This is a genomic window from Micromonospora sp. NPDC050200, assembly GCF_040656135.1.
Lineage (GTDB): Bacteria > Actinomycetota > Actinomycetes > Mycobacteriales > Micromonosporaceae > Micromonospora.
Genome location: NZ_JBFALG010000048.1, coordinates 18,270 through 44,486, shown reverse-complemented (window position 1 = coordinate 44,486; position 26,217 = coordinate 18,270). Strand labels below are relative to the sequence as shown.

The window sequence follows — 26,217 nt, the reverse complement described above, 5'->3', positions numbered from 1 at the left end:
CGAGGAGTTGAGGCATGCCGCGACAGCGTCCTGTCGCCGAGAACCTGCCGCCGTTGCCGGCGCGCGAGAAGCGGGATCAGCAGGTCAAGATCCGGCTCACGCCTTCGGAGATGGAGAGGCTGGCGGTGATGCGGCCTGACCTCACGCCATCCGGGATTGTCGCGTTGCTCGTCGATGACGTGCTCGCCGGGCGGTACCGGCCGGCGTGGGCGGCCGCTGCGCCCGACGAAGCCGGCCGTCAGCGAGAGGCGTAGTCACGGGTCCGTCCGGGCTGGAGGTTCCTCGCGGCCGGGCTGCTGCCGTTCGATGCCGACGATCCTGAGCAGGTCCGCTGTGCGTACGCGGTAGGTGGTTCCGATCCGAAGCACCGGGCAGGGGAAGGCGCCGCTCTTCGCCAGTTCGTAAGCCTTCGTGCGGCCAACGCCGAGAGCGCGAGCGGCGGTCGCGAGATCGATCATCGCGGGTAGTTGGAGTAGCTCGTCCCGGTTGAGAGTGCTGACGGTCATCACCCTGCTCCTTAAGTCGAGGGAAGCGGACGCCGGGCGTCCGGCTGGAGAGGCACGGTCTGACTTGCCTCGACACGACCATCCGGTCTGCGCGTTGCTTGTGGCACTACCTCTCCTTGGCTGCGTGACCCGGAGCGTTGGTAGCGCCTCGTTCATCCGGCACCGGCCGCCGCTGAACGCGTCGACAGCAACGCAACCGGCAGGACCGCAGATTCGCGGGATGGGAGTTCGGCAGCCTGATCACGCGAGGTGGGTGATCCCGTGGCTGGTGAGGGTCACCTAGACTCTCTCGATCATGGGAGAGACCTTGTTGCTCGGAGAGGTGACGTGCCCGTCAGGAGAACTCGTCCTGATGGACGGTGGTTACCTCGAGTTGTGGTCCGGAGACCGGTCACCCGACGAGGTCGACGGCATCAAGGACATGCCAGCGTCCGACTTCGAGATCGTCGGCCCCGACGCGGACGCTGCGGCGAGGTCGTTCGATCGCCAGTCCGGCCGGATGCTGTACGACATCCCGCAGCACGGTACCGACGAGTTCTCGAGGCTGTTCGCCCAGCATTGCCGTGAACACGCCCATGACGCTTCGCTGCGCCCGTTCCCCCAGCGGATCTCGCATCGGGACCGAGTTCGACGGGCAATCGCCGAGGGGGATCCTGACTTCCTGATCACGGGTGTGCCGGTCGTCCCCGTCGGGGGTGTGCCAACAGACCGGCCGTTTCCGGTGACCGCGGTGCCGGGGGAGTGGGGCTGGTCGCAGGTCCGCATCGGGCTGCGCGAGGACGCTGCCGTGGCTACCCGCCGGCTCGGCAGTGTCGGGGTGGACTACGCCCGGTTCGTCTTTGCCGACGCGGACGCACTCGGTTCATGGGTGCACGAGCATCCCCTTGACGGGCTCGCGGACGTGGTGTTCTGGGGGCGGGACGAGGAGCAGGTCGCGGCCGAGTTCGGCGCCCAGCGCACTGGTACGCCGGGGGAAGACGGCTACGGTTGGCTCAACCTCCCGATACGAGATGCCTACGCGCGGGCGGTCGTGCTCAACGACCGCAAGAACGCTGCGCCGCCCCGAAAGTTCGCCTTCGATTTCCGTCCACACTCACACCACTGGCAGGTCATGGCAGGCGTGCGCGCGTCCGAGAACGAGGCCGCCACCATCGGAATCGGCGGTGCTCAGATCATGATGGCAATGACCTCCGTCGGCGACGGTTTCTTCCCCGTCGACCTGGACGTCAACGCCGCAGGGAATCCCGTCGCCGTCCGGGTCACGGTGGAGGGAGACGACTGACACCGCCGGCTCGGCCGTGCTGTTCTACGCGCAACGGCTTGCAACTTCGACGGCTGCGAGGCGATGCCGACCACCGCTGGGTCGAAGTCGAGCAGCATCAGGTGGTCGCGCTCCAACCACGACTCGTACCCGACATGCCCGCCGGTCGTCGGCGACCACCACAGACCCGGAAAGTTGCGCTGCCGCTTGTACGACGGGAAGCCGCGTACCGGCTTCACCAGCTCGAACCGCACTCCAGCCGAGTCGATCAAGGAGGCACGGGCCTCCGTCCCCTCGGCGCCAACGAACCCGACCTCGAACTCAGCCGTCAGCGGCTCACCCAGGCCCGGCACCGCGCGCAGCACCCCGGCACCGTACCGGAGGTGCCACCTTGGCGTGTTCGAGGCCTGACCCATAGCGACACTGGCCGTAGAGCAGGCATGTGACGGCAGCCCCTATCGTGCTGGGGTGCGATGGATTCGGTGGATAGCGACTGCCCTGGCGGTCGGTTCGGCGCTGGGCACCTGCGCGGCTGTGGTCATACCCGACCGGCGACGACACACCCGCCCCCGCGGCCGCGTCCTCGGTCATCACACCGCGACTGATCGCAGCCCAGAACTTGACCCGGTCCTCACGCCACGCCACCGTCGGTCGACCCGGCGAAGGAATCTGACCCCGATACTCCCGAACCCGCTTCTGCCCCGGCCCACTGCCCACCGCTTCACCCTTCCGACAAGGTGTTGCGACGACCGGTTGAATCCGCCAACTACACATCGTTCCGCTTCACGGAACGCTTGCAGGACAACGGGATCCTGCCGTCGATGGGCTCCGTCGGCGACTCGTACGACAACGCCCTGATGGAAAACTTCTGGTCCACGTTGAAGATCGAACTCGTCTACTGCACGAGCTGGCGCACCCGCGACGAGGCCGAGAACGCGATCTTCGCCTACATCGACGGCTGGTACAACACCCGCCGCATCCAGAAGGGACTGGGCTACCTTAGCCCCGACGAGTACGAAACCGCCTGGCACACCCGCCAGCACAACCCAGCCGAACCAACTGTCGCTACCCCTGCACCAGCCGGCAGCAGGTAACCACCGCTCCATCAAAGCGGGGGGAACTCAACCTGGCCGAGGAGATCGACCAGGTGGTCACCCGAACCCTCGCCCAAACATGGGACAACGCAGACGCTCGCAACCGAGGCGTCCGCCGCGCCACCGCCGCCGTCTTCCGTCGGTACATGTTGAAGCCGGTCGGGGAGCCGTACGACTCCACCGTCGCCTACATCGAAGCCCACTACCTCGTTGACTGACGAATGCACGGCGTACCGGCAACCTGTGGTGTTCGCCGGACTCGTCGCACGCTCGGGCCTGCCACCTGGCCCTGGGCCACCGACCTCGCCAACGCCATCGAACGCATCCGCCGCCTGCCGATGCCCGCCACCTGACCACCCGCCCCACCGCCCCGACGACCAGGACCGGGTGGCGGGGCTCCGCGCGGGCGCCGACGACTATGTGGTGAAGCCGTTCTCCATGGCGGAACTGCAGGCCCGGATCGAGGCGGTGCTGCGCCGGACCGCCCGCGCCGCGCGGGCCGAGGCGACGCTGCAGGTCGCCGACCTGCGGGTCGACCTCAACGCCCGGCAGGTCTGGCTCTCCGACCGGGAGGTGAACCTGACCCGCAAGGGGTTCGACCTGCTGATGGCGTTGGCCCGGCAGGCGGGCACGGTCGTGTCCCGCGAACGGTTGCTGATGGACGTATGGCAGACCACCCGGAAGGCCGGACACACCCTCGACGTCCACGTCGCGGCCCTGCGCGGCAAGCGTCGACGACGCCGGCCTGGTGGAGACCGTACGCGGGGTGGGCTACCGGCTGCGGCCGAGCTGACGGCACCGGCCGATTCTCAGATCATCCTCAAGAAATCCCGCCCCGTCGGCCGCTGGCGGCACGGCTGGTGTGTGCTGTCGCCACCGTGTCATTCCCCCTGTTCTGGAGCTTCTATGAGAGACAGACGGACGACCATCTTCTCCGTCCTGCTCGCCGCGACCCTCGCGGCAACCGTTGCGCCCACGCCCAACGCGTCCGCGAGCAGCTTCGGCGAGGAGCGCTTCCAGCCGGGTGTCACCTACGATCTGTCGGTGACCGACGCCGAGCGGGACGCGATCCACGCGGAAGTCGAGGCGTTGGCTGGACGCGTCAACAGCGCGCGGGCGGGGGACGGCACCTACGACCCGCTCAGTCTGATCGGGGCGATGCTGGACGGGTCGAGCTACGACTCCATCTCCCGAGGCGGCACGGCCGCGACGGCGTACCCCTTCCCGGTCAGCAACACCGAAGCCAACCAGAACGAGTATGACCGCAAGGTCGCCAAGCTCGCCTGGGTGGTCAAGCTGGCCACCGACCTGGGTTTCCCGGTGGTCGTCCAACGCCAGCCCGACAAGTACATCTACGCAGAGATCGGTGACCCGGACGCCCCGGAGATGGTCATGGCGTTGAGCCACCTCGACTCGCCGACGGCTTCTGTTTCGGCAGCCCAGCTGGCGCGCTGGCGGGACGCCGATGGCAACCTCGGCACTCCTGGTGCGTACCACTCGCCCTATGTCCAGGACGGCTGGGTCTACGGGGCGGGCGTGCAGGACGACAGCGGCCCGACGCTGGCGACGCTGCTCGCGGCCAAGGCGCTGCTCGAGGCGGGGTTGCCCCTTGACCGACGCATCCGCATCGTCATGGGAATCTACGAAGACGGCGGTCCCGGCACGCCCTCGACGACGAACACCGCCACCTTCCAGTCCATCCCGTACAACTCGAACCCGAGCTTCTACGACAACTGGGCCTACAAGAACCTCAACCGGGAGGAGATCCCGGTCGCGGCCTACACCTCCGACTCGCGGTTCCCGGTCATCGTCGGCAACTCCGGATCGGTGACCCCGTCGGTGTCGATGAGCTTGTCCGCAGACAGCACCAAGGCCTTCCGGCTGACGGATGCCACAGCCGGCGTCACCCTGCGTGAAGGCGATCCGACGCTCAAGGACATCGCCTACGGCAGCACCACGCAGATCGCCTCGCGGGCCATTTTCACCCTCGACGTGGCGGGGGCCGGCTCCGCCGAGCGCGACCGATTCGTGTCGGCGATCACCGCTGCCGCGACCACGAAGGGTTGGCTCCCGGCTGCTCCCCGCACCACGCCCAAGGTGCAGACCACGATCACCGGCGACTCGCTCACGCTGGAGATCAACACCGATGTGGCGATGGAGATGCCGACCCCGCAGTATGGCAAGAATGCCGTCGTGTGGGGAATGTTCCTCCTCTCCAAGGGACTCGGCGCATTGGGAATCACGGCCGCCGACATGCAATTGAAGAAAGCCGCCGACGGCATCGCCGACCTGTTCTTCCGTGACGGTGTCGAAGGCGAAGCCTATATCGGCAAGTACATGGGCATCCCGGCGAGCCTGTTGCGCAACCCGAGCAACGGCACCCCGAACCTGACCTTTGCCCTCATGGGAGGCATCAATTCGGAGACCCCGACGAGCTTTTACACGGACGCCTCCGGCAGCCTCAGGATGCCGATGTATGTGCGCAGCATGCACGTCACCGCGGCTGACTCCGGCCAGGCAACGGCGGCGGTCACGGCCGCCTTCCAGGCGAAGGGGTTCACCATCGACAACCTCGGCTCGCCCGTCGGCGCCGGGTTGTACGTCACTCACGACAACCCGCTGACGGCTCTTCAGTTCGGGAGCTACCAAGCCTCGATCAACCGCAACCCGGAGGAGTTTGCGGATCCATATTCCCTCAGGGACGTGGTCTATCCGCAGGGCACGACCGGTGGCACCCTGGCCAGCAGCTTCCGCAATAAGATGACTGCCTTCGGCGCGGTGATCCCGGGTAACGAGCGCTGGTGGCACACGGCCAACGAGCGGATGAAGGTCGACTCGGCAGTGCAGATGACCAAGATCATGGCCGATGGCATGCTGGAGATGGCCCGGTACTCCGGGCCCGCCGGTGCCAAGTTCATGGGGGCAAGCATCCCGGGGCTGAACGCCGACCGGGCGGACCTCGACCTGCTCGACGTCACGATCGGAACCTACAAGGACGCGTCGGCCGCTGTCGGCACGAGCCAGTTGGGCACCCAGGCCCTGCTCGGCGCCACCTCGTTCAACATCCCGATGTGGAACGGGCGCGGCAACTCGACCCCGACGGCGTCGGCTTTCGCACTGGGGCACGGCCCGGGAGGGGTCTACTTGCCCCTGACCGACGCCGAGTACCTGAACACCACGTACGTGGCGCCGATGCGTCTGGAGTTCAAGGTGGAGCGCCCCGACTACATGTCGGACGCGGCTTGGGCGAAGTTCGTCGCCGGCGGCTACGGCGACTTCCAGTTCAACATTCTCGTCGGCGACGCGGTTGTGCCGCTGGCCGTTCCTGCGGGGCAGAGTGCGGACAAGTACTTCTCCTCGCGCATCTCGGCCAACAACCCCGACGCCATCTACCTGTCGGTCAACCTCGCGATCACCGATGCACCGTACACCGGGGTGCAGGCCATCCTCGCGGATTCCAAGACGGACCTGTACACGGTCAATCCGACATACTTGGCCTCAAACCCGGATCCGTTCCCCGGGCGCGGAGCCATCGAACAACGGGGCTTCTTCCTGTTCGGTGATGGGCACAAGAACGCGGAGTTCTCTTCGCCCGACGCGGTCTACGTGACAGTCGCCAACGCGGTCATCGATGCCGAGCCGTCGGCGGTGGTGAAGAAGCTGGAGGGGAACACGAACGAGTTGACCATCACGGTGAAGCAGACCCACATCGACGGCAGCGAGTCTCCTGTGACGGCCACGGTCACCATCGACAACAACGCTGCTGGCACCTACACCGTCGGCGATTACAAGGTATACGTCGAAACCAAGGGCAACACCCAGGTGCGGTCGATCTCCATCGTGTGACGCGTATGAACCGGAAGTTCAGCGCGCGCACGAGAGGGCATGCGCGGTGGCAGGATGCCTCGACTCGGGGTCAGCGGCCGCCGGGGTGCGAGGCACATTGACAACGGAGTGGAGCCATTGCCGTCGGTAGTGGTTCCACTCCGTTGTGCGCCATTGGGCGTGGCTGTTCCTGTGGGTTGCTGTCAAGCACTCCGCACGTATGGAAATCTATAGATTATCGCTGGCCTGATCCCGGCAGCGGCCAAGGGTTGCCGATGGTGCGGCGCGTAGCATCGCGGTGTCGATCCCCGGAAGCAACGACGGATGCAGCTCTGGTGGCGAGGGAGGAGTTGCCGCGACGGCCTGGCCGCCAGCAGCGGCGCCCGGTGTCCCCGATCCTCGTTCCCCGCCCAGTCTGGTGTTGCTTGCGTCTGCCGGGTTTGGGTGGTTTGTTGCGTGGGCGCGTGCGAGTTCGCTGGGGTCGAACTGCCGCCGACGGCGGATCCCGCGCACCGGCCGGACCGGCGGGCGTTGGCGGCGCACCGCCGCGACCACGGCGTTGAGTGACGATTTCCGCAGCCGACCGACATCCGGACGGTGCGGTCGACCGCGGGTATGGCTCGACGGTTGCCCAACTGTGCTGGCCTCCAGCACTGGCGTTGAGCTCGGCCGTGCTGCTGCTTGCCAACGGGGAAGTGTTCCGATCCTGAAACCGTAACGATCGCCGGTCCGAACTCCCAAGCGCCGGCGGATGTGGCGCCACGTGTCGGCGAGGGTGGTGACGGGCGGAGCAGCACGACTCCTTTACTCGGCCGGTTTATGCTTCAGGCGACCTGGTAAAACGTGCGTGAGCATGCCGCTGGGCCACCGGACTACTGGGAGTCAAGGGGTCGTCGGTTCGAATCCGGCCGTCCCGACCGGTTGACGTGGGGAGATGGAGATCTCCCCAGGTAACGGCGGTAACATCCGGTAACGGATGATCTTCGACTGCGGTAACCGTGCCGCGGATTGGCCGTCGTTCCCCTCGCGTTCATCGGCTCTGGCCTGCGACTTCGCGCTGATGGCGGATGGAACGGCATGTTGCTTCCTTGATTTCGCGTTAAGAGCGTCCGCCAGTAGGTCATCGGATGCGAGGGCTGCGGGTCAGGTGTCCCACCGGTAGTGCTTCCACGCTCGTACGATGAGGCTGCGGATGGTGATGAGGATGCAGGCTGCGGCGAGGTAGAAGTCCACGTATGCGCCGCGTCGTTCGGTGTTGCGTCTGATCTTGCCGAAGTTGTTGCACCAGGAGTTCGTGCGCTCGATCACCCATCGGCCGCCGGGTTGGATGGGGGTCTTCTCGCCCTTGGGTGCGATGTCCGACTGAACTCGCCCACGCCAGCGCGGGAGGGGGCTAAGGCTCAGCGGGTGTCGGGTTTGGTTGGGAACGTGTGCGGGCACGGAGGAACCAATGCGCGGCGACCAATGGGATGACGCCGACGGGGTACCAGGCAACATCAATGAGGTCGAACTGGGCGCCTAGCAGCTGGCGGGCGAGCCAGCTGCGTTGGGAGAGTGCCGCGGGTATGGGGGTGAGCTGTGCAAACTCGATGAACCAGCAGTATGCGATCGCGGCGCTGCCGGCGGGCAGTGGGGAGATCAGCGGCCATATGAAGATCACTATCGTGTAGACGATGGCCGCGGACAAGGCGGCGCCTGAGTACTGTTCGATAGGCCCGTCCATCGCGGCGCGGATTGCGAAGGCCGCGCCTGTAAAGCCGGCTGCCGATACCACCATCAGCAGCCGAGTCCAGCGCACTGCGAGCGACATCGCGCAATCATAAGTGGCAGCGCAGCTAAGGTGGCACCTGGTCTGCTGAGCTTGGACGGGCCACAGCTCACACATCGGATTACTATCCAGCCTTATAGCTGTTACGCACCGTCACCACCGGATTTGAGCCAAAGCCGTGTGTCTCACAGCCACCTACGGCTTGCGGACGCTTATACCCGCGCCACGGGGGCCGGTCGGAGGAAGTTCCCCGCGCCGCTTGGCGGTCTCGTGCACGCCAACTGCTGTGCCTCCAGTAAGACCCATGCTAACCATGATGTACCGGTCAAGCTCGTAGGCGCAGTTGGCGCATACCCACCCGTAGACGGGCTTGTCCGTTCGACAGCCTTCACCGCACCGCTCGCATGCCCGCTTCGCCTGCTTCGGTGACACCGTCGCCGCCGCGTAGCGGGTCGGTCGCTCTGGCTGCTGCAGTGTGGCTTGCGGCGGCTGCGGTAGGGCGTCGCGGGGGCGGTGGAAGGAAAAGCCAAGCGATTTGCAAGATCTTTGGAGGAGCGCGCCTCTAGATTCCCCTCGGTTGCGGGGCCCGTCGGTGGCACTGGGCAACCGTGGAGTGATGGGGGCGAGGCGTGATGTCGCGGTCGAAGGTCGGTCGGTTCGCGAGCCTGGTGGGGCTTCTCGGGTCGGGCGCGACAGCGAAGGTGCTGGCGGTCGGTGTCACCGTGGCGGTGGTCGCGGGCATGGCCGGCAGCGACGTGCCGCGGTCCGAGCGGCCGCAGGACGCCGCGGGTGGGGACCGGCAGTCCGCGCAAGCCGCGCCGGCTCCTGGCCAGCGCTGGGCGCCCACGGCCGCCTCCGCCGCCGCGCCCGCCACAGGCGGCAAGAACAAGACGCTTCCGGCGTCGCTGCGCGGCAAGTACCCGGCCGTCAAGTGGAAGCCCCAGTCCAACAAAGCCTCCATGACCGTCGCCCCGAAGCGGACCCTGGGCGGGTACGACAAGGAGACCAGCGTCCCGGCCGCGACGCAGCCGGGCCCGTTCGAGAAGTTGTACGACAACGCTGACGGCACGCAGACCACCGAGTTTTCCGGTAGCCCGGTGAACTACCGCAAGGCGGACGGGACGTGGGCACCGATCGACACCCGCCTCGTGCCGGAACAAAAGGACGGCGGCTGGCGCAACACCGCCGACTCGGTCGGCCTGAAGCTCGCGGGCTCGGCCACCGCCACGGAACTGGCCCGGGTCACCTTCGACGAGCGCCACTCCGTGGCGTACTCGATGGCGGGAGTGAGCGGCGGCATCGCCGACGCCGCGGGCAGCGCGGTGACCTACCGCGGCGTCGCGCCCAGTGTCGATCTGCGGCTGGAGGCGCGCCCCGGCGGGCTGAAGGAGACCGTTGTGCTGGCGTCGGGCCAGGCCCCGGCGTCCTTCCTCTTCCCGCTCGAGCTGACCGGGCTGACCGCGCGGCTCGACGGCGGCCAGGTGGTGCTCGCCGACGAGACGGGAGCTGTTCGCGGCGTGATCCCGGCCGGGACGAGCCTGGACGCGGCCGGCGAGCCGGGCACGGTCGGCTACGAGCTGATCGAACAGGGCGGCGCGCCGGCGTTGAAGGTCTCCGTGGACGAGGACTGGCTGCGGGACCCGAAGCGCGCCTTCCCGGTCGAGGTCGATCCCACCGTGCAGGTGCCGGTGGACGGCGCCGCCTCCGACAGCAGCATGTATGTCAAGGGCGGCAGCTCCGCCTCGGGCAGCGACCAGCTGCTCGCCGGCACGGTGGACGGCGCGAACTCCGCCTCGTACGTGAAGTTCGGCAGCCTGGTCAGCAAGCTGCAGAACCACACCATCTTCGGCGCGAAGCTGTGGGTGGTGAACTACGACGCCGACTCCTGCCGCCCGCGACAGGTGACGGTGCACCCGGTGACCGGCTCGTGGTCCGCGGGGGCGGGGTACTCCTATCCCGGCCCGGCCGTCGGCGGCTCGCTGGCGAGCAAGTCGTTCGCGCACGGATACATCGCGTTCGGGCAGTCGTCGTCGGCCTGCCCCACCGCGGGCGAGCTGATCGACCTGGGCACCGGCGGGCGTGACCTCGTGCAGCGCTGGGTCAACGGCACGCAGGCCAACTATGGGCTGTCGCTGCGGGCGTCGACGGACTCGCTGTCGGGCAAGCGGTTCGCCGGGTCGGGGACGGCCAACGCGCCCAAGCTCTACGTCACCCACACCCCGTACTACGCGACGTACTCCGTCCCGAACCCGGTACCGAACCCGGTCGTGCTGCAGAACCAGGATGGCAAGATCAAGGTCGCGGTGACGAACAAGGGCGCCGGCGCGTGGGCGCCCGGTGACTTCTACCTCGCTTACCGGGCGTACAAGGCGTCCAACGGCGCGGCGGTCACCCAGCAGCGCTCGGCGAGCCTGACCTCGACCGTTGCCCGCGGCGGCCGGGTCACCCTCGACGCGACCATCAAGGCGTTGCCGCCGGGTAAGTACTTCCTGGACTTCACGATGGTGAAGACCGGCGGCCCGGTCTTCACCGACTACCAGGTGCCGCCGGCGCGGCTGGTGCTCGAGGTCTTCAACATTCCGCCGGTCGTGCAGGAGCTCTATCCGCCCAACGGATACCAGGCGCCGACGCTGACGCCGCAACTCTGGGCGCGGGCGCTGGACATCGACGCGCCGCCGAGCTCGTCGCTGCAGTACAAGTTCGAGGTGTGCGACCGCGACGCGTCGGGCAACCCGGTGAGCTGCACCAACTCGGGATACACCACGAAGACCGCGTGGACGGTACCGGCCGGGCGGCTGGTGTGGAGCAAGGCGTACCTGTGGCGGACCTTCGTCAAGGACGCCTCCGCCGAGGTGGCCTCGCCGTACTCGACCGTGCTGACCGCCGTACCGCAGCCCGAGATCACCTCGCGGATGTCCGGCTCGGAGTTCTCCGGCGACGACCAGGACTTCGACCCGCAGGTCGGCAACTACAGCACCGAGGCGCTGGACGCGTCGGTCGCGACCGCGGGACCGGAGCTGCGGCTGATCCGTACGTACAACAGTGCCGATCCGCGACGCGACGCCCTCTTCGGCGCGGGCTGGACCAGCCGGTACGACATGAAGGTGGTACCGGACGACGACGGCTCGGGCAACGTCGTGATCACCTACCCGGACGGGCGGGCCGTGCGGTTCGGGCGCAACGCCGACGGCACGTACGCGGCACCGGCCGGGCGTATCGCGAAGCTGCAGCTCAGCATCTCGGGATGGCAGCTCACCGACGCCGACGGCAGGGCTTACCAGTTCTCGCTCACCGGGCAGCTCGCCAAGATCCTCGACGTGCTCGGGCGGGCCGTGACGCTGACCTACAACACCGCCGACGGCAAGCTGTCCAAGGCGCAGGTCTCCAACAGCCAGACCAACACCGCTGGGCGGTCGCTGACCTTCACCTGGAGCGGCGGCCACGTCGCGAGCGTGGCCACCGACCCGGTCGACGGCACGCGGCTGACCTGGAACTACACCTACACCGGCGACCTGCTGAGCCGGGTCTGCGCGCCCGGCGGGGGCTGTACCTCGTACGAGTACGCGGCTGGCTCGCACTACCGCAGCACGGTGCAGGACTCCCGCCCCGAGTCGTACTGGCGGCTCGGTGAGCCGGACGGCACCGCCGCGGCCAGCGAGGTCGCGGTCAACCTCGGCGAGGACGCCGGAACCCTCAAGAACGTCGTGCTCGGCCAGGCCGGCGTGCTGGCCGGCACCGGCAACACCGCCGGGCTGTTCAACGGCGCCACCTCGGCGGTCGACCTGCCGAAGGGGACGCTGAAGAAGAGCCGGGACGCGGCGGTCGAGCTCTGGTTCAAGCAGTCCACCAGCGGCTCCGGCGGCCCGCTGCTGGGATACCAGGACAAGGCGCTGGGCTCGGCGTCCACGGTCGGCGTGCCGATTCTCTACGTCGGCACCGACGGCAAGCTGCGCGGCCAGTTCGCCACCGGCACGATCGCACCGATCACCTCGGCGGTCGCGGTCAACGACGGCCGCTGGCACCACGCCGTGCTCTCCGCGATGGGCACCACCCAGACCCTCTACCTGGACAACGTCAAGGTCGGCACGCTCACCGGCACGATCGAGCACTCGCTGCTGACCTTCAACCAGATCGGCTCGGCGTACGCGAGCACCCCCGCGTCGTGGCCCGGCTGGGGAAGCACCGCGCAGCGGTCGTACACCGGAACCATCGACGAGGTCGCGTACTACACCCACCCGCTGGGCGCCTCGTCGGTCGCCGGTCACTACAAGGCCATCGCGCAGGCCGACCAGCTCGCGAAGGTCGTGCTGCCCAGCGGCAAGGTCGCCGGCACCGCCGCGTACGACACCGACCTCGACCGGATCGAGGAGCAGACCGACGCCGACGGCGGCACCTGGAAGATCGGTGCGCCCACTGTGTATGGCGGCGATACGGACCTGCGGCGCAGCGTGGAGGTCCGGGACCCGGCCGGCCGGCCCAGCCTCTACGAGTACGACGCGATCGGCGGCTGGCTGCTGCGGCTCGGTCAGCCCCTGGGCATCGAGGCGCGCGACGACGACGACGTGACCGAGCCCAGCCCGTCACCGTCGGCCCCGCCGACCGAGACGTGTGCTCAGCCGGACCCGAACGACCCGGCGTTCTGCACCACCATCCCCGGCGACGCCGGCGGCCCGGTCTTCGTCCGCTACGACGCCGACGGCGTCAGCATCCGCACCTTCGCGCACAACGAGGACGGCAGCGTCGGCACGGTCACCGACGAGAACGGCGACACGGTCACCCTGACCTACAACAGCCGCGGCAACGTGACCTCCACCAAGCAGTGCCGCACCGGCACCCAGTGCTACACCAGCTGGACGACCTACCCCGCGACCGTCACGAACACCACCGACCCTCGTAACGACCAGCCGCTCGAGATTCGCGACGCCCGGTCGGCGAGCGCGACCGACACCACGTACCGGACGGTGTTCACCTACCACGCCAGCGGGCAGCCGGCGACGCAGACCAACCCGGACGGCGGGGTGGTCCGCAACACGTACACCACCGGCGGCGAGGGTGCGACCGGCGGCGGCCTCGTACCGGCCGGCCTGCTGGCCACCAGCACCGACCCCCGCAACAAGGTGACCAGGTACGCCTACTACGCCAACGGCGACCTGGCGAGTGTGACCGCACCCTCCGGCCTCGTCACCAGCTATACCTACGACGCGCTCGGGCGCAAGATCAGCGAGAAGCAGGTCTCCGACACCTTCCCGGACGGGGTCACCACGACCTACACGTACGACGGGATGGGACGGCTGCTGACCCGGCTCGACCCGGCGACGACCGACGCTGTCGGCGGCAAGGCGCACCGGCAGCGCGCCACGTACACCTACGACGCCGACGGCAACGTGACCAGCGTCGAGGCCGCCGACGCGTCCGGCGGCGACCCGGCCCGCGTGACGGCCTACGAGTACGACGACCACAACCGGCAGACCCGGGTCACCGACGCGGAGGGCAACGAGACCGAGTACGGCTACGACGGCTTCGGCAACACCGTCTCGATGACCGACGCCAACGGCAACCGGTACGACTACGCGTACACCGCCCGCAACGCGCTCGCCGAAGTGCGGCTGCGCGACTGGCGCAGCGACCCGGCCGGCGCGCCAGCCACCGGCACCGGCGACTACCTGGTGCTGCGCGGCTACTCGTACGACCTGGCCGGCCGCGCGGTGAGCGTGACCGACGCGATGGGCCGCCGGGTGGAGAACACCTACTACCGCGACGGTTCGCTGCAGAAGAGCGTCCTGAAGAACTTCCACGACCCGGGCGGCAGCACCCGCGACATCGTCCTGCAGGACAACGTCTACGACGGCGCCGGCAACCTGACCAAGCAGGTGACCGACAACGGCAAGCGGACCGTCGAGCACACCTACGACCGCGCCGGGCGGGTCGCGACCACGGTCGCCGACCCGGGCGGCCTGGCCCGCACCACCACCTACGGCTACGACCTCGCCGGCAACGTCACCCGCACGGTGATGTCCGGCAAGGCGTCGAACGTGCCGTGGACGATGCCGACCACCCCGGAGACCGTGGACTACGTCGTCGACGACGCCGGCAACGTCACGAAGGAGACCGCCACCGACGGCTCCACGACCCAGGTGACCACCTACGCGTACGACCAGCGCGGCCTCAGGGTCGCCGAGACCGATCCGCGCGGCAACGCCGACGGCGCCGACCCGGCCGCGTTCACCACCACGTACCGCTACGACGAGAGGGGACAGCAGGTCGGCGTCACCGGCGCGCCGGTGCCCACCGAGACCGGCGGCGGCCAGCCGGTGACGGCGAAGCCGGCCGTCACCACCGGCTACGGCGCGTTCGGCGACACGGCCGCCACCCGCGACGCCCTCGGCCAGGTCACCACGATCGACGTCGACAAGCTCGGCCGTCCGGTGCGCGTGGCCGCGCCCTCCTACCTGCAGCCCGGCGTCTCCGAGCCGATTCAGCCGGTCTCGCTGACCAGATACGACGGCAACGGCAACGCCGTGGAGACCACCGACCCGCGCGGCAACGTCACCCGCACCACGTACGACCAGCTCAACCGGGTCGTGACCGTGGACGAGCCGGGCGACACCAACGACGAGCGGGCGGTGTGGTCGTACACGTACACCCGTACCGGGCAGCCGCTGTCGCAGGTGGATCCGACCGGTGCGCGCGTCGAGGCGACCTACGACGACATGGACCGGCAGGTCACCAGCACCGACAAGGAACGGCGGCCGGTCGCCGCCACCTACACGACCGTCGGCACGTACGACGACGCCGGCAACCTCACGCGGGTCGTGTCGCCGACCGGTGCGCCGACCGCGAGCCGCTACGACTCGCTCGGCCAGCTCATCGAGGCCACCGACCCGAACGGCGTGGTGACCCAGCTCGGCTACGACTACTCCGGCCGCCAGGTCCGCACCGTCGACGGCCTCGGTGCCACGCGCACCACCTACGACCTGTTCGGGCAGAAGGTCGGCGAGTCGCGGCTCGAGCCCGACGGCAGCGTGGTGAGCACCGTCGGATACCGCTATGACCTCGCCGGCAACGTGATCGCCGAGATCGACCCGAAGCAGGTGACGACCTCCTACGCCTATGACGCCGGTAACCGGATGACCCAGCAGGCGCAGCCGGTCAGCGCCACCGAGTCGATCATCACGGCGTACGGCTACGACGCGGCCGGGAACCGGACCCGGTTCACCGACGGCCGCGGCAACTCGACCATCACGACCTACAACACCCTCGGCCTGCCGCAGTCGCAGATCGAGCCGGCGACCGCCGCGCAGCCGGCCGCCGCGGACCGCACCTGGACGTCGACCTACGACGCGGCCGGCAACGTGATCGCCGAGGTCGCTCCCGGCGGGGTGCGCAGCACCGCTGAATACGACGCCGCTGGACGGATGCGCACCAGCACCGGCACCGGCGCCGAGTCAGCGACCGCAACGAGGACCCTCCGGTACGACCTCGCGGGCCGCCCGATCGAGGCGAGCTCCGGGACGGGCGTCAACGCGTACGGCTACGACGACCGGGGCAACCTGCTGAGCACGGCCGGCCCGGGTGGCAGCGCGACGTTCCGCTACGACGGCGACGGCAACCAGACCAGCCGCGCCGACGCGGCGGGCGCGGCCACCTTCGGCTACACCAAGGCCCGGCTCAGCAGCGTCACCGACGCGGTCACCGGCACCACCCAGCAGGTCACCTACGACAGCGGGGGAATGCTCAGGACCATCGGGTACGGCGCCGGCCGCACCCGCACCTACACCTACGACGCGCAGGGCCAGGTGTCCGGCGACACGCTGACCAACGCGGCCGGTACGACCGTGGCCGCCACGACCTACCGCTACGACGAGGCGGGACGGCTCTCCGCCGAGACCCGGGACCGGGAGACCACCTACACCTACGACTACGCCGGCCGGCTGACCGGCCAGACCACGGCGGGCGCCACCACCGCGTACGAGTGGGACGCCGCCGGCAACCGCATCAAGGCCGGTGCCAAGACGGCCGGGTACGACGAGCGCGGCCGGCTGCTCTCCGACGGCGACTACACATACACGTACACCGCGCGCGGCACGATGAAGACCCGTACGAGCTCAGGGCTGACCGAGCAGTTCGCGTTCGACGCGTTCGACCGGCTGACCGACGCCGCTGGGCAGAAGTACACCTACGACGGGCTCGACCGGGTCGCGTCCCGCAACGGCGTCGGGTTCTCGTACGCGGGCCTCGACGACGAGGTCGTCGCCGACGGTACGTCGGTGTACGGCCGCGGGCCGGGCGACGAGCTGCTAGCCACCGGCACCGGCGGCACGGAGCGGCTCGCCCTGTCCGACCGGCACGGCGACGTGGTCGGCGGCTTCGACCCGGCCGACACCACGCTGGCGAAGCTGCCGGACTCCACCGCGTACGACCCGTTCGGGACGGTCACGCAGAAGACCGGCAGCACCGGGGCGATCGGCTTCCAGGGCGACTGGACCGACCCCGGTACCGGGCAGGTCGACATGGGCGACCGCTGGTACAGCCCCGCCACCGGCGGTTTCACCTCCCGGGACAGCGCGGACACCAGCGCCGGCGCGGACGGCGGCAACCGGTACGCCTACGCTGCCGGCGACCCGTTGGGCCGCATCGACCCCGACGGGCACTCCTCGTGCTGGCTGCCGTGGGTGCACTGCAGCAGCGCCAGCGACACCGTCGTGCCGTGCTCGTCGTACATCTTCTGCTGGCTGCAGAACGAGATGCCGTACAATATCGCCGACGCGCTCAGGGCCCAGGCCGACGCGCAGCGACGCGCGGCCGGCGGCAAGAAGGACAAGCCGAGGCTGCCCGGTGGCAGCTACCCGTCGTACGCGCCAGGCCGGGCAGGCTCCGGCGGCGGCAACGGCGTGAGCTGCGGGTACTGCTACCGGGAATCGCCGTACGAGCGGGCGAAGAAGGTCTCCGACGCGGCCCGGTCGGCCAACGCGTACGCGGCCAAGCACAAGCCGCTGCCGGTGTACGACTCCGCGCTGCTGCCCCTGCTGAACATGGCGCAGCCGGTCTCCTCGAAGGCGTCCGCGCCCGCGAACACGACCGCCACCAGCAAGGACGTCGTCTCCGACCAGCGCAAGGGCACCACCAAGATCTACAACGCCGCGGTCGACAAGGCCGGGCCGGTAGTCGAGAACGTCTCGGGAGCCGCGTCCACGACGTACACGTACACCTGGACCGACCGCATCAAGGGCTACCTCGGTCTCGGCGGCGGAGGCGGCGAGGAACACAAGCCCACCAAGTGGGCCGGGCTCCGCGACGAGGCCGTCGACGTCTACAACGCCCTCGGCGGCGACGACATGGAAAGGCACTGCGACGAGGGCAGCGGCCTCGGCGACTTCTTCAACTGCGCCCTCGACGTGGGCCTGCTGCTGGCGCCGGAGTTGCGCCTTGCCAAGCCGGCCGCCGTCGGGGTCCGGGCTGCGGCCGGCGCCGTGGGCCGCGAGGTGGCCGAGAACGTCACCGGTGTGGCCTGTGCCGCCGCCGGCAACAGCTTCACCGGCGACACCCGGGTGCGGATGGCCGACAGTTCCGTCAAGCGGATCGATGCGGTTCGGGCGGGGGAGAAGGTGCTGGCCACCGACCCGACGACCGGCCGCAGCGGCTCCTTCGAGGTCACCGGGGTGATCATCGGGACCGGGGAGAAGCACCTGGTCGAGATAGCGGTCGACGGCGGCGGCACGGTGACGGCCACCGACGGGCACCCGTTCTGGGACGCCGAACGGGACCGCTGGGTCGAGGCGGGGGACCTGGCGGTCCGCTCCTGGACCGAGCGGCAGACCGTCTACAACCTGACGGTCGACACCCTGCACACCTACTTCGTCGTCGCGGGCTCGGAAGACCTGCTGGTCCACAACATCGACTGGCGGAAGTGCGGTAGGGCGCTGACCGCGCCGTTCCGGATGGCCGGCGCGGCCGCCAAGGGCGTCTACAACCACGTTCTGACCCCGATCGGCCATGGCATGACCGCCGCCGGCCGGGGGATCGGCCACGGCATCACCGCCGCCGGCCGGCGGATCGGCAGCGGGACCGCCACCGCGGGCCGCAGGGTCGCCGGCACTGGGATCTACAAGTACGTCGTCGCCAACCCCAAGCGTGCGGCGGTCCAGTGCCTCGGCGGCAACGCCGTCGCCGGCGGCGGCGGAGCGATCCTCAACGGCGGCAGAGAGCCGCTCCTGATCGCCGTTCCCGCTCTCCTCGGCTGCTTCTTCACGACGTGGAAAGACTCCATCCCAACCAAGAAATGAGGAGCACCTGTTGTTCAACCATGATCGCCGGGCGCCCGGCGCCCGGCGCCCGGCCCGTCTCGTCCTCGCCGCCCTGCTCGCGGCTGCCGCGGTCGCGTTCACGCCGACTGCGCCGGCCGCGCACGCCGACGCGGCCGGCCAGGGCGGCGATTACGTCCCGCTGTCCAGCGTGTCCAAGGTGCTCGACACCCGGGACGGCACCGGCGGCGCGACCGGCGTGCGCGGCGCGGCCAGCACCACCGTCTTTCCGGTGCTGGGCGCCGGCGGTGTGCCCGCGACCGGCGTCTCCTCGGTCATGGTGCGGATCGCGACGCTCGCACCAACGGCGCCGACCTTCCTGATCATGTGGCCGGACGGTCAGACCAAGCCGGTGACGACCACGCTGTCGGTCGGCACGGGCGAGGACCTCTCCACCATGGCCGCCGTCGACGTCGGCGACAACGGCAAGATCGCCGTCTTCAACAACGCCGGTAAGACCGGCATCGTCGTGGAGGTCCAGGGCTACTTCAAGTCGTCGCTGGGCAGCACCGGCGGCGGGTTCGTCCCGCTGCAGCACGCCCGGCTCATCGACACCCGCAGCGGCACCGGCACCTCGGCCGGCGCCCTCGCCGCCGGCGCCAGCCGCACCATCACGCTCACCGGCGGGGTGATCCCGGCTGGCGCCGCCGCCGCGGCCGTCAACGTGGCGACACCGAACGCCACGACGGCCGGCTGGCTGGCCGTCGCGCCCGCCGGGGGTACCGCCCGGCCGCTGATGAACTACGAGAGCGGTTCCACGCACACGTTCGCGCCGCTCAAGCTCTCGGCCGACGGCAAGGTGACCGTCACGAACAAGGGCCCCGCTGCGGTGGACCTGATGATGCACGTCGAGGGCTACTGGTCGGCCAGCCCGACGCAGGGCGCCGGATATCACAACGTCGGCAAGCGGCTGCTCAACACCCGTACCGCCGGCGCCGGCCTGCCGCTGGCCGCCGGAGCCACCGTCGACGTGCAGGTCAGTGGAACCAACGGCCTGCCGACCAGGGGCGTCGCCGGCGCGCAGCTCGGCGTCACCGTGACCCCGGAGGCGGCCGGGTACCTCAAGGCGTGGCCGGTCGGCCAGACCGAGGCGTCGCTGACTCTGATGGACTTCAAGGCGGGCGCCTGGCGGTCGCAGGGGATGATCGTCAAGCCGGGCACCGACGGCAAGATCCGCTTCCGTAACGGCAGCGGCAGCACCATCCACTTCATCGTCGACCTCCAGGGCTGGTACGCCGACACGATCCCGCAGGTGCCGATCGCGAAGAGCACCCGGGTCAGCGTGATGCAGATGGCCCCGGTCGCGGGCGCCACCGCCGGCGTCATCAAGTACGCGTACGTCGACGACGGCGGCCGGGTCGTCACCGGCAACCAGCCGTACCCGGAGAACTTCGGCTACGTCGAGTGGACGGTGATCTCCGGCAACGAGGCGTTCACGGGGCAGCCCGCGCTGGCCGAGACCTCCGACGGCCGGTTGCAGGTGACCGCGCAGAACACCGACAGCAACGTCTGGTCCGCCACTCAGACCGCGGCCGGCTCCGCGACCTGGAACGCGTGGGCCAACTTCGGCGGGTCGATGGCGACGCCGCCGACCGCGATCAGGCTCGGCAGCGGCGTGCTCGCCCAGCTCGCCGTCGACGTCGACGGCAAGCTGTGGTCCTACGAGCAGGACGGCACCCCCGCCTGGCGCAACCTCGGCGACCAGAACCTGACCGGGCAGGTCACCGCGGTCAAGGTCCGCGACGGCGTGCGCGTCTTCGGCGTGGACACCGAGGGCGCCGTCTGGACGGTCGAGCTCTACGACGACGGGTCGGTCTCCGGCTGGACCAGCCTCGGCGGCGCCGGCCTCAGCCAGCCCGCGGTCGTGGTCCGCCCGGGCTACGTGCTCCAGGCATTCGCCCGCGGCGCCGACAACACCATCGTCACCAAGGTCCAGGAGAGCGGTGGCGTCTGGTCGGCGGACTGGACGAGCATCGGCTCCTTCGGCACCGAGGAGGCGCCGGCCACCTTCACCGCGACAGGCGCGCCGGCGGCCATCGTGGACCCGCAGCTCGGCCGGATCGCGGTGGTGGTGCGCGGGGCCGACGACAAGCACGTCTACCAGCTCTGGGAGACCTCGGTCGGCAGTAACACCTGGGGTTCCTGGCACGAGTCGATCCCGGCGGCGGGCGAGGCGGCGGCCAACGACCCCACGGTCGCGCCGTACTCACTCGGGACCAGCCAGGGTTTCGCGATCGTGTTCCGCAACGGCAATGGGTCGGTACGGGTCTACGACCGGTCGCTCGACAACCTATGACGGCCTGATCGGCGGCCGGGCGGGCCTGTTCTCCCGCCCGGCCTTTCGAAGTGTTTTCGAAGCGCCACTCCATAAGCTTCCAGTCGATCATCGACTGCTGGAGTGAACGAGATGCGATACGTGCTGCTGGGGCCCGTGGCGGTCATCGGGCCGGAGGGTCCGCGGGCGCTGGCCGGGCCGAAACAGCGCTCCCTGCTCGCCGCCCTGCTGCTGCGGGCCAACCAAGTCGTCTCCGACGACCAGCTCTGCGGCCTGGTCTGGGGCACCGACTGGCCCGCCAACGGGCGTGCCCAACTGCAGGTCTACATGTCCGGCCTGCGCAAGGTCGTCGGCCGGGGGAAGATCAGCCGGAAGCTGCCGGGCTACCAGATCCACGTCGAGCCCGGTGAGCTGGACCTGCACGTCGTCCGGGCCGCGCTGGAGCGGGCGGCGGCCGACCTCGCCGCTGGACGTGCCGAGCCGGCTGCCCGGGATCTGCGCGACGCCCTCTCCCGATGGCCCGGCCCGGCACTCGGCGGTGCCGCCGAGCCGCTGATCCACAGCGAGGGCGCCGCGCTGGAGGAGTTGCGGCTCACGGCGTACGAGCAGTTGGCCGACGCCGAGCTGGAACTGGGCCGGGCCGAGGGGCTGATCGGCGACCTCGGCCGGCTCGTGCAGGAGCACCCGTTCCGGGAACGGCTCGCCCTGCACCTGATGCGGGCACTGCACGAGGCCGGGCGCACCCCGGAGGCGCTGGCCGCGTACGCCGCGATCCGCGTGCACCTGACGAGGGAGCTGGGCATCGACCCCAGCCCTCGCCTGCGCGACCTGCACCAGAGCATCCTGCGCGGCAACGACCCCGCTACCGATGTTCTGCCGGGGGCGGCCACCGACCCGGTGTGGCTCGCACCGGCCCAGCTGCCGCCCGCGCCGGCTGTTCTCGTCGGCCGCGACCGCGAACACGCGGAGCTCTCCGCTGCGGCCGGGCGGTGGGCGGCGGAGGACGACCCGTCGGTACGCCTGTTCGTCCTGCACGGCCTGCCCGGTGTGGGAAAGACGGCCCTCGCCACGAGCTGGGCGCACGACGTGCGCCACCTGTTCGCCGACGGCCAGATCCACGTCGACCTGCACGGCTTCCACCCGCACCGCCCGCCGCTGCCGGCCGCCGAGGCGCTGGCGCAGATGCTGCGAGCTTTGGGCGCGGCAGCCGACCGGCTGCCGGAGACGGTGGAGGAACGGTCCCGGTTGCTGCGCTCGCTGCTTGCCGGGCGCCACGTGCTGCTGCTGCTCGACGGCGCCACGAGTGCCGACCAGATCCGTCCGCTGCTGCCCGGCAACCGCGCCGTCGTCGTGGTCACCAGCCGGTACCGGCTCGATGACCTGGTCGTCCACGACGGCGCCGTCAGCGTCCCGGTCGGCCCGCTGCCGATCGCGGAGACGGTCACGCTGCTCCGCGCCGAACTGGGCGCCGCATCGGTCGACGCCGATCCCGAGGCGGCCGCGGACCTCGCCGGCATGTGCGGCGGCCTGCCGCTGGCGGCCCGCATCGCCGCCGCGAACATCACCGTCCGCGGTGGCGGCCCGCTGCGCCCGGCGGTGGCCGATCTCGTCTGGGACGGGGTGCTGGAGGCCCTGAGCCTGGACGGCGCGCCGGACAACTCGTTCAGCGCCGCCGCGGCCGCCTCCTACGCGCGACTGCCGTCCGAGCAGCGCCGACTCTTTCGGCGCCTCGGCCAGCTGGCACTTCCCGAGTTCACGCGCGCCGCGGCCGAGGCCGCCGATCCCGGCGACGACCCGGCCGCGACGCGGCGACGGCTGCGGGCGCTGGTCGCGGCGAACCTGCTGCACCCAGCGGGACGCGACCGCTATCGGATGCACGATCTGGTCCATCGCTACGCCCGGTCGCTGCCCGCGCTCGTCCCCGCAGCACGGTCACATCCGCGGGTATCCGGTGGCGGACACGACCTCGAACGGCAGCCGCAGCACGGTGGGCGACCCCAGGTCGGCGTTGTCGCGCACCCGGGCCAGTTCCTCGTCGGACAGCGCGCGGTCGAAGACCCGGACCTCGTCGAGCGCCCCGGCCAGGCGGTCCACGCCGTCAAGCCGTGCGCCGAGCTGTAGGCCGTCCACCTCGAACGTGTCGCCGTAGGTCAGCGACCCGGAGATCGGCGCCGAGGACAGCACCTTGCCGTCGACGCTGAGCGAGAGCACGCCCGCGGCGCGGGTCAGCGCGACGTGGTGCCAGGCGTTGTCGCCGAAGGCCACGGACGCCGAGGCGTCGAGCGCGGCGACACCGGCCGGCCCCACGTCGGTCTGCGCGTACGCCATCAGCCGGTCCTTGCCGGGCTGGGCACGCAACCACAGTGCCCGCTCGGTCGCGCCGACGCCGTACGCCCAGAAGACGACCTGGTCGCGGCCGCTCGCGGCGCTGTATCGCAGCCAGGTGGCGACCGTGAAGTCGCGGTCACCCAGCGCCAGCGGTGCACCGTGGGCGAGCTGCACCGCGTCGTCGACGCCGTCGAAGGCCAGCGCGCTGCCGTACCGCCCGGCGGTGAGCGTCGCCCCGCCGCGTACGTATGCGTGCTTGCACCGGGCCGAGTGGTCCGGGGTCGCCGGGCCGTCCGGTGCGGGCCGGACAACGTCGTGGTAGGTCGTGAAGTTGCCGTCGAACGACCACCACACCGACGGCAGGTCCGCCGGGTACTTCGCGGCCACCGCCGAGGTGAGCTCCGCGTCCGACAGCGCCCGCCGGTACAGCCGCAACTCGTCGACGGCGCCCTGCATGATGTCGGTGCCGCCCGGCTTGGAGCCCAGGCGCAGGCCCAGCAGCCCGTCCGCCGGGTTCGCCGTGAGGGAGCCGGTCAGCCCGGACGCCACCGCGCTCGCGCCGTCGACACCCACCCGGACCTGGTCGCCGCTGCGCCGCACGGTCAGCAGGTGCCAGGCGCCGTCGCCGAAGCCGGCCGCGGCCGACGTGTCCGGCACCGGGATCGACACCGTCGCCTTGTCGGTCTGCACCCAGGCGTAGACGCGGTCCTGGCCCGGCTGGGCGCGGACCCAGAGCGCCCGCTTGCCGCTCGTGGCGCCGTACGCCCAGATGAGCGCCTGGTTCGCCGTCCCCGTGTACCGGAACCAGGTGGCGTACGTGAAGTCGCCGCCGCCGACGTCCAGCGCCGGGGTGTACGGCGACTCGGCGCCCGGATGCGTGGCGTCGACCGTCAGCGCCGCCGTGCCGTTCAGGCCCGTGGTGACGGTGCGCCAGCCACCGAGCAGCGTCGCCGCCGTGCAGTGGCCGGAGACGTCGTCGCTGAGCGTCACCCGGACCCGGGCCGGGGTCACGGCGGTGTCCACGATGGCGAAGGGCAGCACCACACCGGGCAGCCGCACGTCGGCCAGGGAACCGGCGAAGGCGTCGCTGGCCGTGCCGTCCTGCTTCGCGCCCAGCCGGATCCCGCTCGGCGCTGCGCCGGCGACCGGGCCCGCGATGCCCGTGGCGGAGGCGGTCAGCGTGCCGTCCACGGTGAGCGTGATCTGCCCGCCCGAGCGGGTCAGCGTGAGCTGGTGCCAGGCATCGTCACCGAAGGCCGCCGCCGCGGAGCCGTCCTTGAGCGCGACCGCGGCACCGCCCTGTGTGCCCTGCACCCAGGCATAGGCCTGGTCCTGCGCGGGCTGCAGCCGCACCCATACCTGTGGCACCCCGGCTCCGGTGCCGTATGCCCACAGCAGCGCACGCTGCGGTGTCGCGGCCGTCGCGGCGTGCTTGAATCGCAGCGACATGGTGAAGTCGGCGGCGCCCGGGTCGAGGCTGCGGGCGTACGGCACCTCGGCGTAGTCGCCCGCACCGTCCAGCACCAGGCTCTGCGCGGCGACCGTCGCGTCGCCCGTGAGGTACGCGTCGTTCGCCTGGGCCGAGGTGTCCGGGGTGGTCCGTCCCGGTGGCGTGGACTGCTGGGCCGAGACCGAGCCGGTGAAGGTGCCCGGAATGCCCAGCGCGGCCGGGGAGAACCGGTTGAACCGCAGCTCGTCGGCGGAGAAGGTGGTGCCGCCCTCGTAGAGCACGCCGATCTCGCCGCCGCCCATCTCGGCCAGGTCGGAGTATCCGGCCCGCTGGTCGGTGAGCTGCCCGCCCGGCGCGCGCGCCCAGGTCCGGCCGCCGTCGACGGAGTAACGCACCTGCATGACCTGCCGGTCGGTGGGGCTGGCGGGGCCCGTGTAGAGCAGTGTGTCGCCCGGGGTGGACTGGTAGAACGCCCGCGGTGCCAGGACGGCACCCTGCACGTCGGGGGAGACCAGCGACGGCAGGGCGGTGAAGGCCGGCATCGTCGTGCCGCCGTCCGTGCTGATCGCGTACGCCCGGTGGTTGCTCTCGTCGGCGTCGTTGCGGGCCGCCGCGTAGACGGCTCCGCCGGGCAGCTCGGCGACGGAGATCTCGCCGACGCTCAGCGCCGTCGGCGACAGCACGGCACTGGCGGACCAGGTGCCGCCCCCGTCGTCGCTGTAGAGCACCCCCGGGTACGCCTTCCCTCCGGTGATCTGGTGCGCACCGACGACCAGCCGGCCGGAGTGCGGCCCGCCGCGCAGCTGAACGCCGTGCGACGGGCCGGTCGCGAACCAGCCGTCGGGCGTGCCGGCGAAGTTTACGTCCAGGGGCCGGGCGGCGCTCCACGTCCGGCCCTCGTCATCGCTGTGCTGAACCCACGGCAGCCGGCGGCCAGTCGGCGTCTGGTTTCCGGAGGTCGACACGAGCAGCACCCGGCCGGTGGTCTCATCCACGACCGGCGCCGGATTGCCCCGGACGGCCGGCGCGGACGAATCCGAGGGTGACCCGGCCAGCACCACCTGGATGGGGCCCCAGGTGCGGCCGTCGTTGGTGGACCGGCGCATCACGATGTCGATGTCACCACGGTCGGAGCAGGACGGGGACTTGCGGCCCTCGGCGAAGGCGAGCAGCGCGCCCGAGCCGGTGCGGACCAGCGCGGGGATGCGGAAGCAGCCGTAGCCGCCGGTGCCGCTGCGGAACAGGACCTGTTCCGCGCCGACCGGGGACGGCGAGGTGGCGGTGCCGCTCGCGACGGCCGGGGACCCGGTCAGAGCGGAGGCCAGCAGAACGGTGAGGAACGCGGGGAGAAGGCGAGGCACCGCGCCAGGCTAGGGACTGGCGCTTTGCCGGCGCTTTCAATCTGCTTA

10 protein-coding genes and 4 pseudogenes are annotated in these 26,217 nt (G+C 70.3%); 9 read left to right on the top strand and 5 right to left on the bottom strand.

Features of this window, described 5'->3' with window-relative positions; genetic code table 11:
• The first annotated feature begins 14 nt into the window (after window positions 1–14).
• Window positions 15–254 carry a hypothetical protein gene (locus tag AB0I41_RS26140; RefSeq protein ID WP_357112657.1) on the top strand — a complete coding sequence of 80 codons (240 nt, stop codon included), beginning with the start codon at window positions 15–17 and terminating at the stop codon, window positions 252–254.
• On the opposite strand, the gene AB0I41_RS26135 is transcribed toward AB0I41_RS26140, so the two are convergent.
• The gene (locus tag AB0I41_RS26135; protein ID WP_357112655.1) at window positions 255–506 is read right to left on the bottom strand and encodes a helix-turn-helix domain-containing protein; all 252 of its coding nucleotides are present in this window, start codon (window positions 504–506) and stop codon (window positions 255–257) included.
• Between the two features lie 295 nt (window positions 507–801).
• Between AB0I41_RS26135 and AB0I41_RS26130 the strand changes: the two genes are divergently transcribed.
• Window positions 802–1,788: a hypothetical protein gene (locus AB0I41_RS26130; RefSeq protein ID WP_357112652.1), complete on the top strand. Its 987-nt coding sequence runs from the start codon at window positions 802–804 to the stop codon at window positions 1,786–1,788.
• Window positions 1,789–2,307: 519 nt separating this feature from the next.
• Here the strand turns inward: AB0I41_RS26130 and AB0I41_RS26125 are convergent.
• Window positions 2,308–2,484, bottom strand: a pseudogene (locus AB0I41_RS26125) (IS30 family transposase); the annotation flags it as partial.
• Window positions 2,485–2,504: 20 nt separating this feature from the next.
• On the opposite strand from AB0I41_RS26125, the gene AB0I41_RS26120 reads away from it, so the two are divergent.
• The 4 genes and pseudogenes from AB0I41_RS26120 (at window position 2,505) to AB0I41_RS26105 (ending at window position 6,707) form a co-directional block, all read left to right on the top strand.
• Window positions 2,505–2,861 (top strand): IS3 family transposase, encoded by a 357-nt coding sequence (locus AB0I41_RS26120; protein ID WP_357112650.1) that lies wholly within the window; start codon window positions 2,505–2,507, stop codon window positions 2,859–2,861.
• 53 nt (window positions 2,862–2,914) lie between these two features.
• Entirely contained in the window at window positions 2,915–3,079 is a 165-nt protein-coding gene (locus AB0I41_RS26115; protein ID WP_357112647.1) for a hypothetical protein, read from the top strand.
• 148 nt (window positions 3,080–3,227) lie between these two features.
• Window positions 3,228–3,654 (top strand): annotated as a pseudogene (locus AB0I41_RS26110) (response regulator transcription factor); the annotation flags it as partial.
• Between the two features lie 113 nt (window positions 3,655–3,767).
• Window positions 3,768–6,707, top strand: coding sequence for a M20/M25/M40 family metallo-hydrolase (locus tag AB0I41_RS26105; RefSeq protein ID WP_357112645.1), 2,940 nt, complete (start codon window positions 3,768–3,770; stop codon window positions 6,705–6,707).
• Window positions 6,708–7,829: 1,122 nt separating this feature from the next.
• On the opposite strand, the pseudogene AB0I41_RS26100 reads toward AB0I41_RS26105, so the two are convergent.
• Window positions 7,830–8,057, bottom strand: a pseudogene (locus tag AB0I41_RS26100) (IS5/IS1182 family transposase); the annotation flags it as partial.
• Between the two features lie 22 nt (window positions 8,058–8,079).
• A complete protein-coding gene (locus AB0I41_RS26095) occupies window positions 8,080–8,496 on the bottom strand; it encodes a DUF2809 domain-containing protein (RefSeq protein ID WP_357112642.1) in 417 nt (138 codons plus the stop codon).
• A 590-nt stretch (window positions 8,497–9,086) separates the two neighbouring features.
• Here AB0I41_RS26095 and AB0I41_RS26090 point away from each other — a divergent pair.
• The 3 genes and pseudogenes from AB0I41_RS26090 to AB0I41_RS26080 all read left to right on the top strand — a co-directional run.
• A complete protein-coding gene (locus AB0I41_RS26090) occupies window positions 9,087–18,737 on the top strand; it encodes an RHS repeat-associated core domain-containing protein (protein WP_357112639.1) in 9,651 nt (3,216 codons plus the stop codon).
• A gap of 10 nt (window positions 18,738–18,747) precedes the next feature.
• Window positions 18,748–21,051: a hypothetical protein gene (locus tag AB0I41_RS26085; RefSeq protein ID WP_357112636.1), complete on the top strand. Its 2,304-nt coding sequence runs from the start codon at window positions 18,748–18,750 to the stop codon at window positions 21,049–21,051.
• A 111-nt stretch (window positions 21,052–21,162) separates the two neighbouring features.
• A pseudogene (locus AB0I41_RS26080) lies at window positions 21,163–22,566 on the top strand (BTAD domain-containing putative transcriptional regulator); the annotation flags it as partial.
• Window positions 22,567–22,962: 396 nt separating this feature from the next.
• Here the strand turns inward: AB0I41_RS26080 and AB0I41_RS26075 are convergent.
• Window positions 22,963–26,169, bottom strand: coding sequence for a LamG-like jellyroll fold domain-containing protein (locus tag AB0I41_RS26075; RefSeq protein WP_357112633.1), 3,207 nt, complete (start codon window positions 26,167–26,169; stop codon window positions 22,963–22,965).
• Window positions 26,170–26,217: the final 48 nt, after the last annotated feature.

Bases quoted from the DNA above. Each gene is read 5' to 3' on its own strand.
- AB0I41_RS26140 (WP_357112657.1), top strand. From the start codon at position 15: ATGCCGCGACAGCGTCCTGTCGCCGAGAACCTGCCGCCGTTGCCGGCG.
- AB0I41_RS26135 (WP_357112655.1), bottom strand. From the start codon at position 506: ATGACCGTCAGCACTCTCAACCGGGACGAGCTACTCCAACTACCCGCG.
- AB0I41_RS26130 (WP_357112652.1), top strand. From the start codon at position 802: ATGGGAGAGACCTTGTTGCTCGGAGAGGTGACGTGCCCGTCAGGAGAA.
- AB0I41_RS26090 (WP_357112639.1), top strand. From the start codon at position 9,087: ATGTCGCGGTCGAAGGTCGGTCGGTTCGCGAGCCTGGTGGGGCTTCTC.
- AB0I41_RS26095 (WP_357112642.1), bottom strand. From the start codon at position 8,496: ATGTCGCTCGCAGTGCGCTGGACTCGGCTGCTGATGGTGGTATCGGCA.
- AB0I41_RS26105 (WP_357112645.1), top strand. From the start codon at position 3,768: ATGAGAGACAGACGGACGACCATCTTCTCCGTCCTGCTCGCCGCGACC.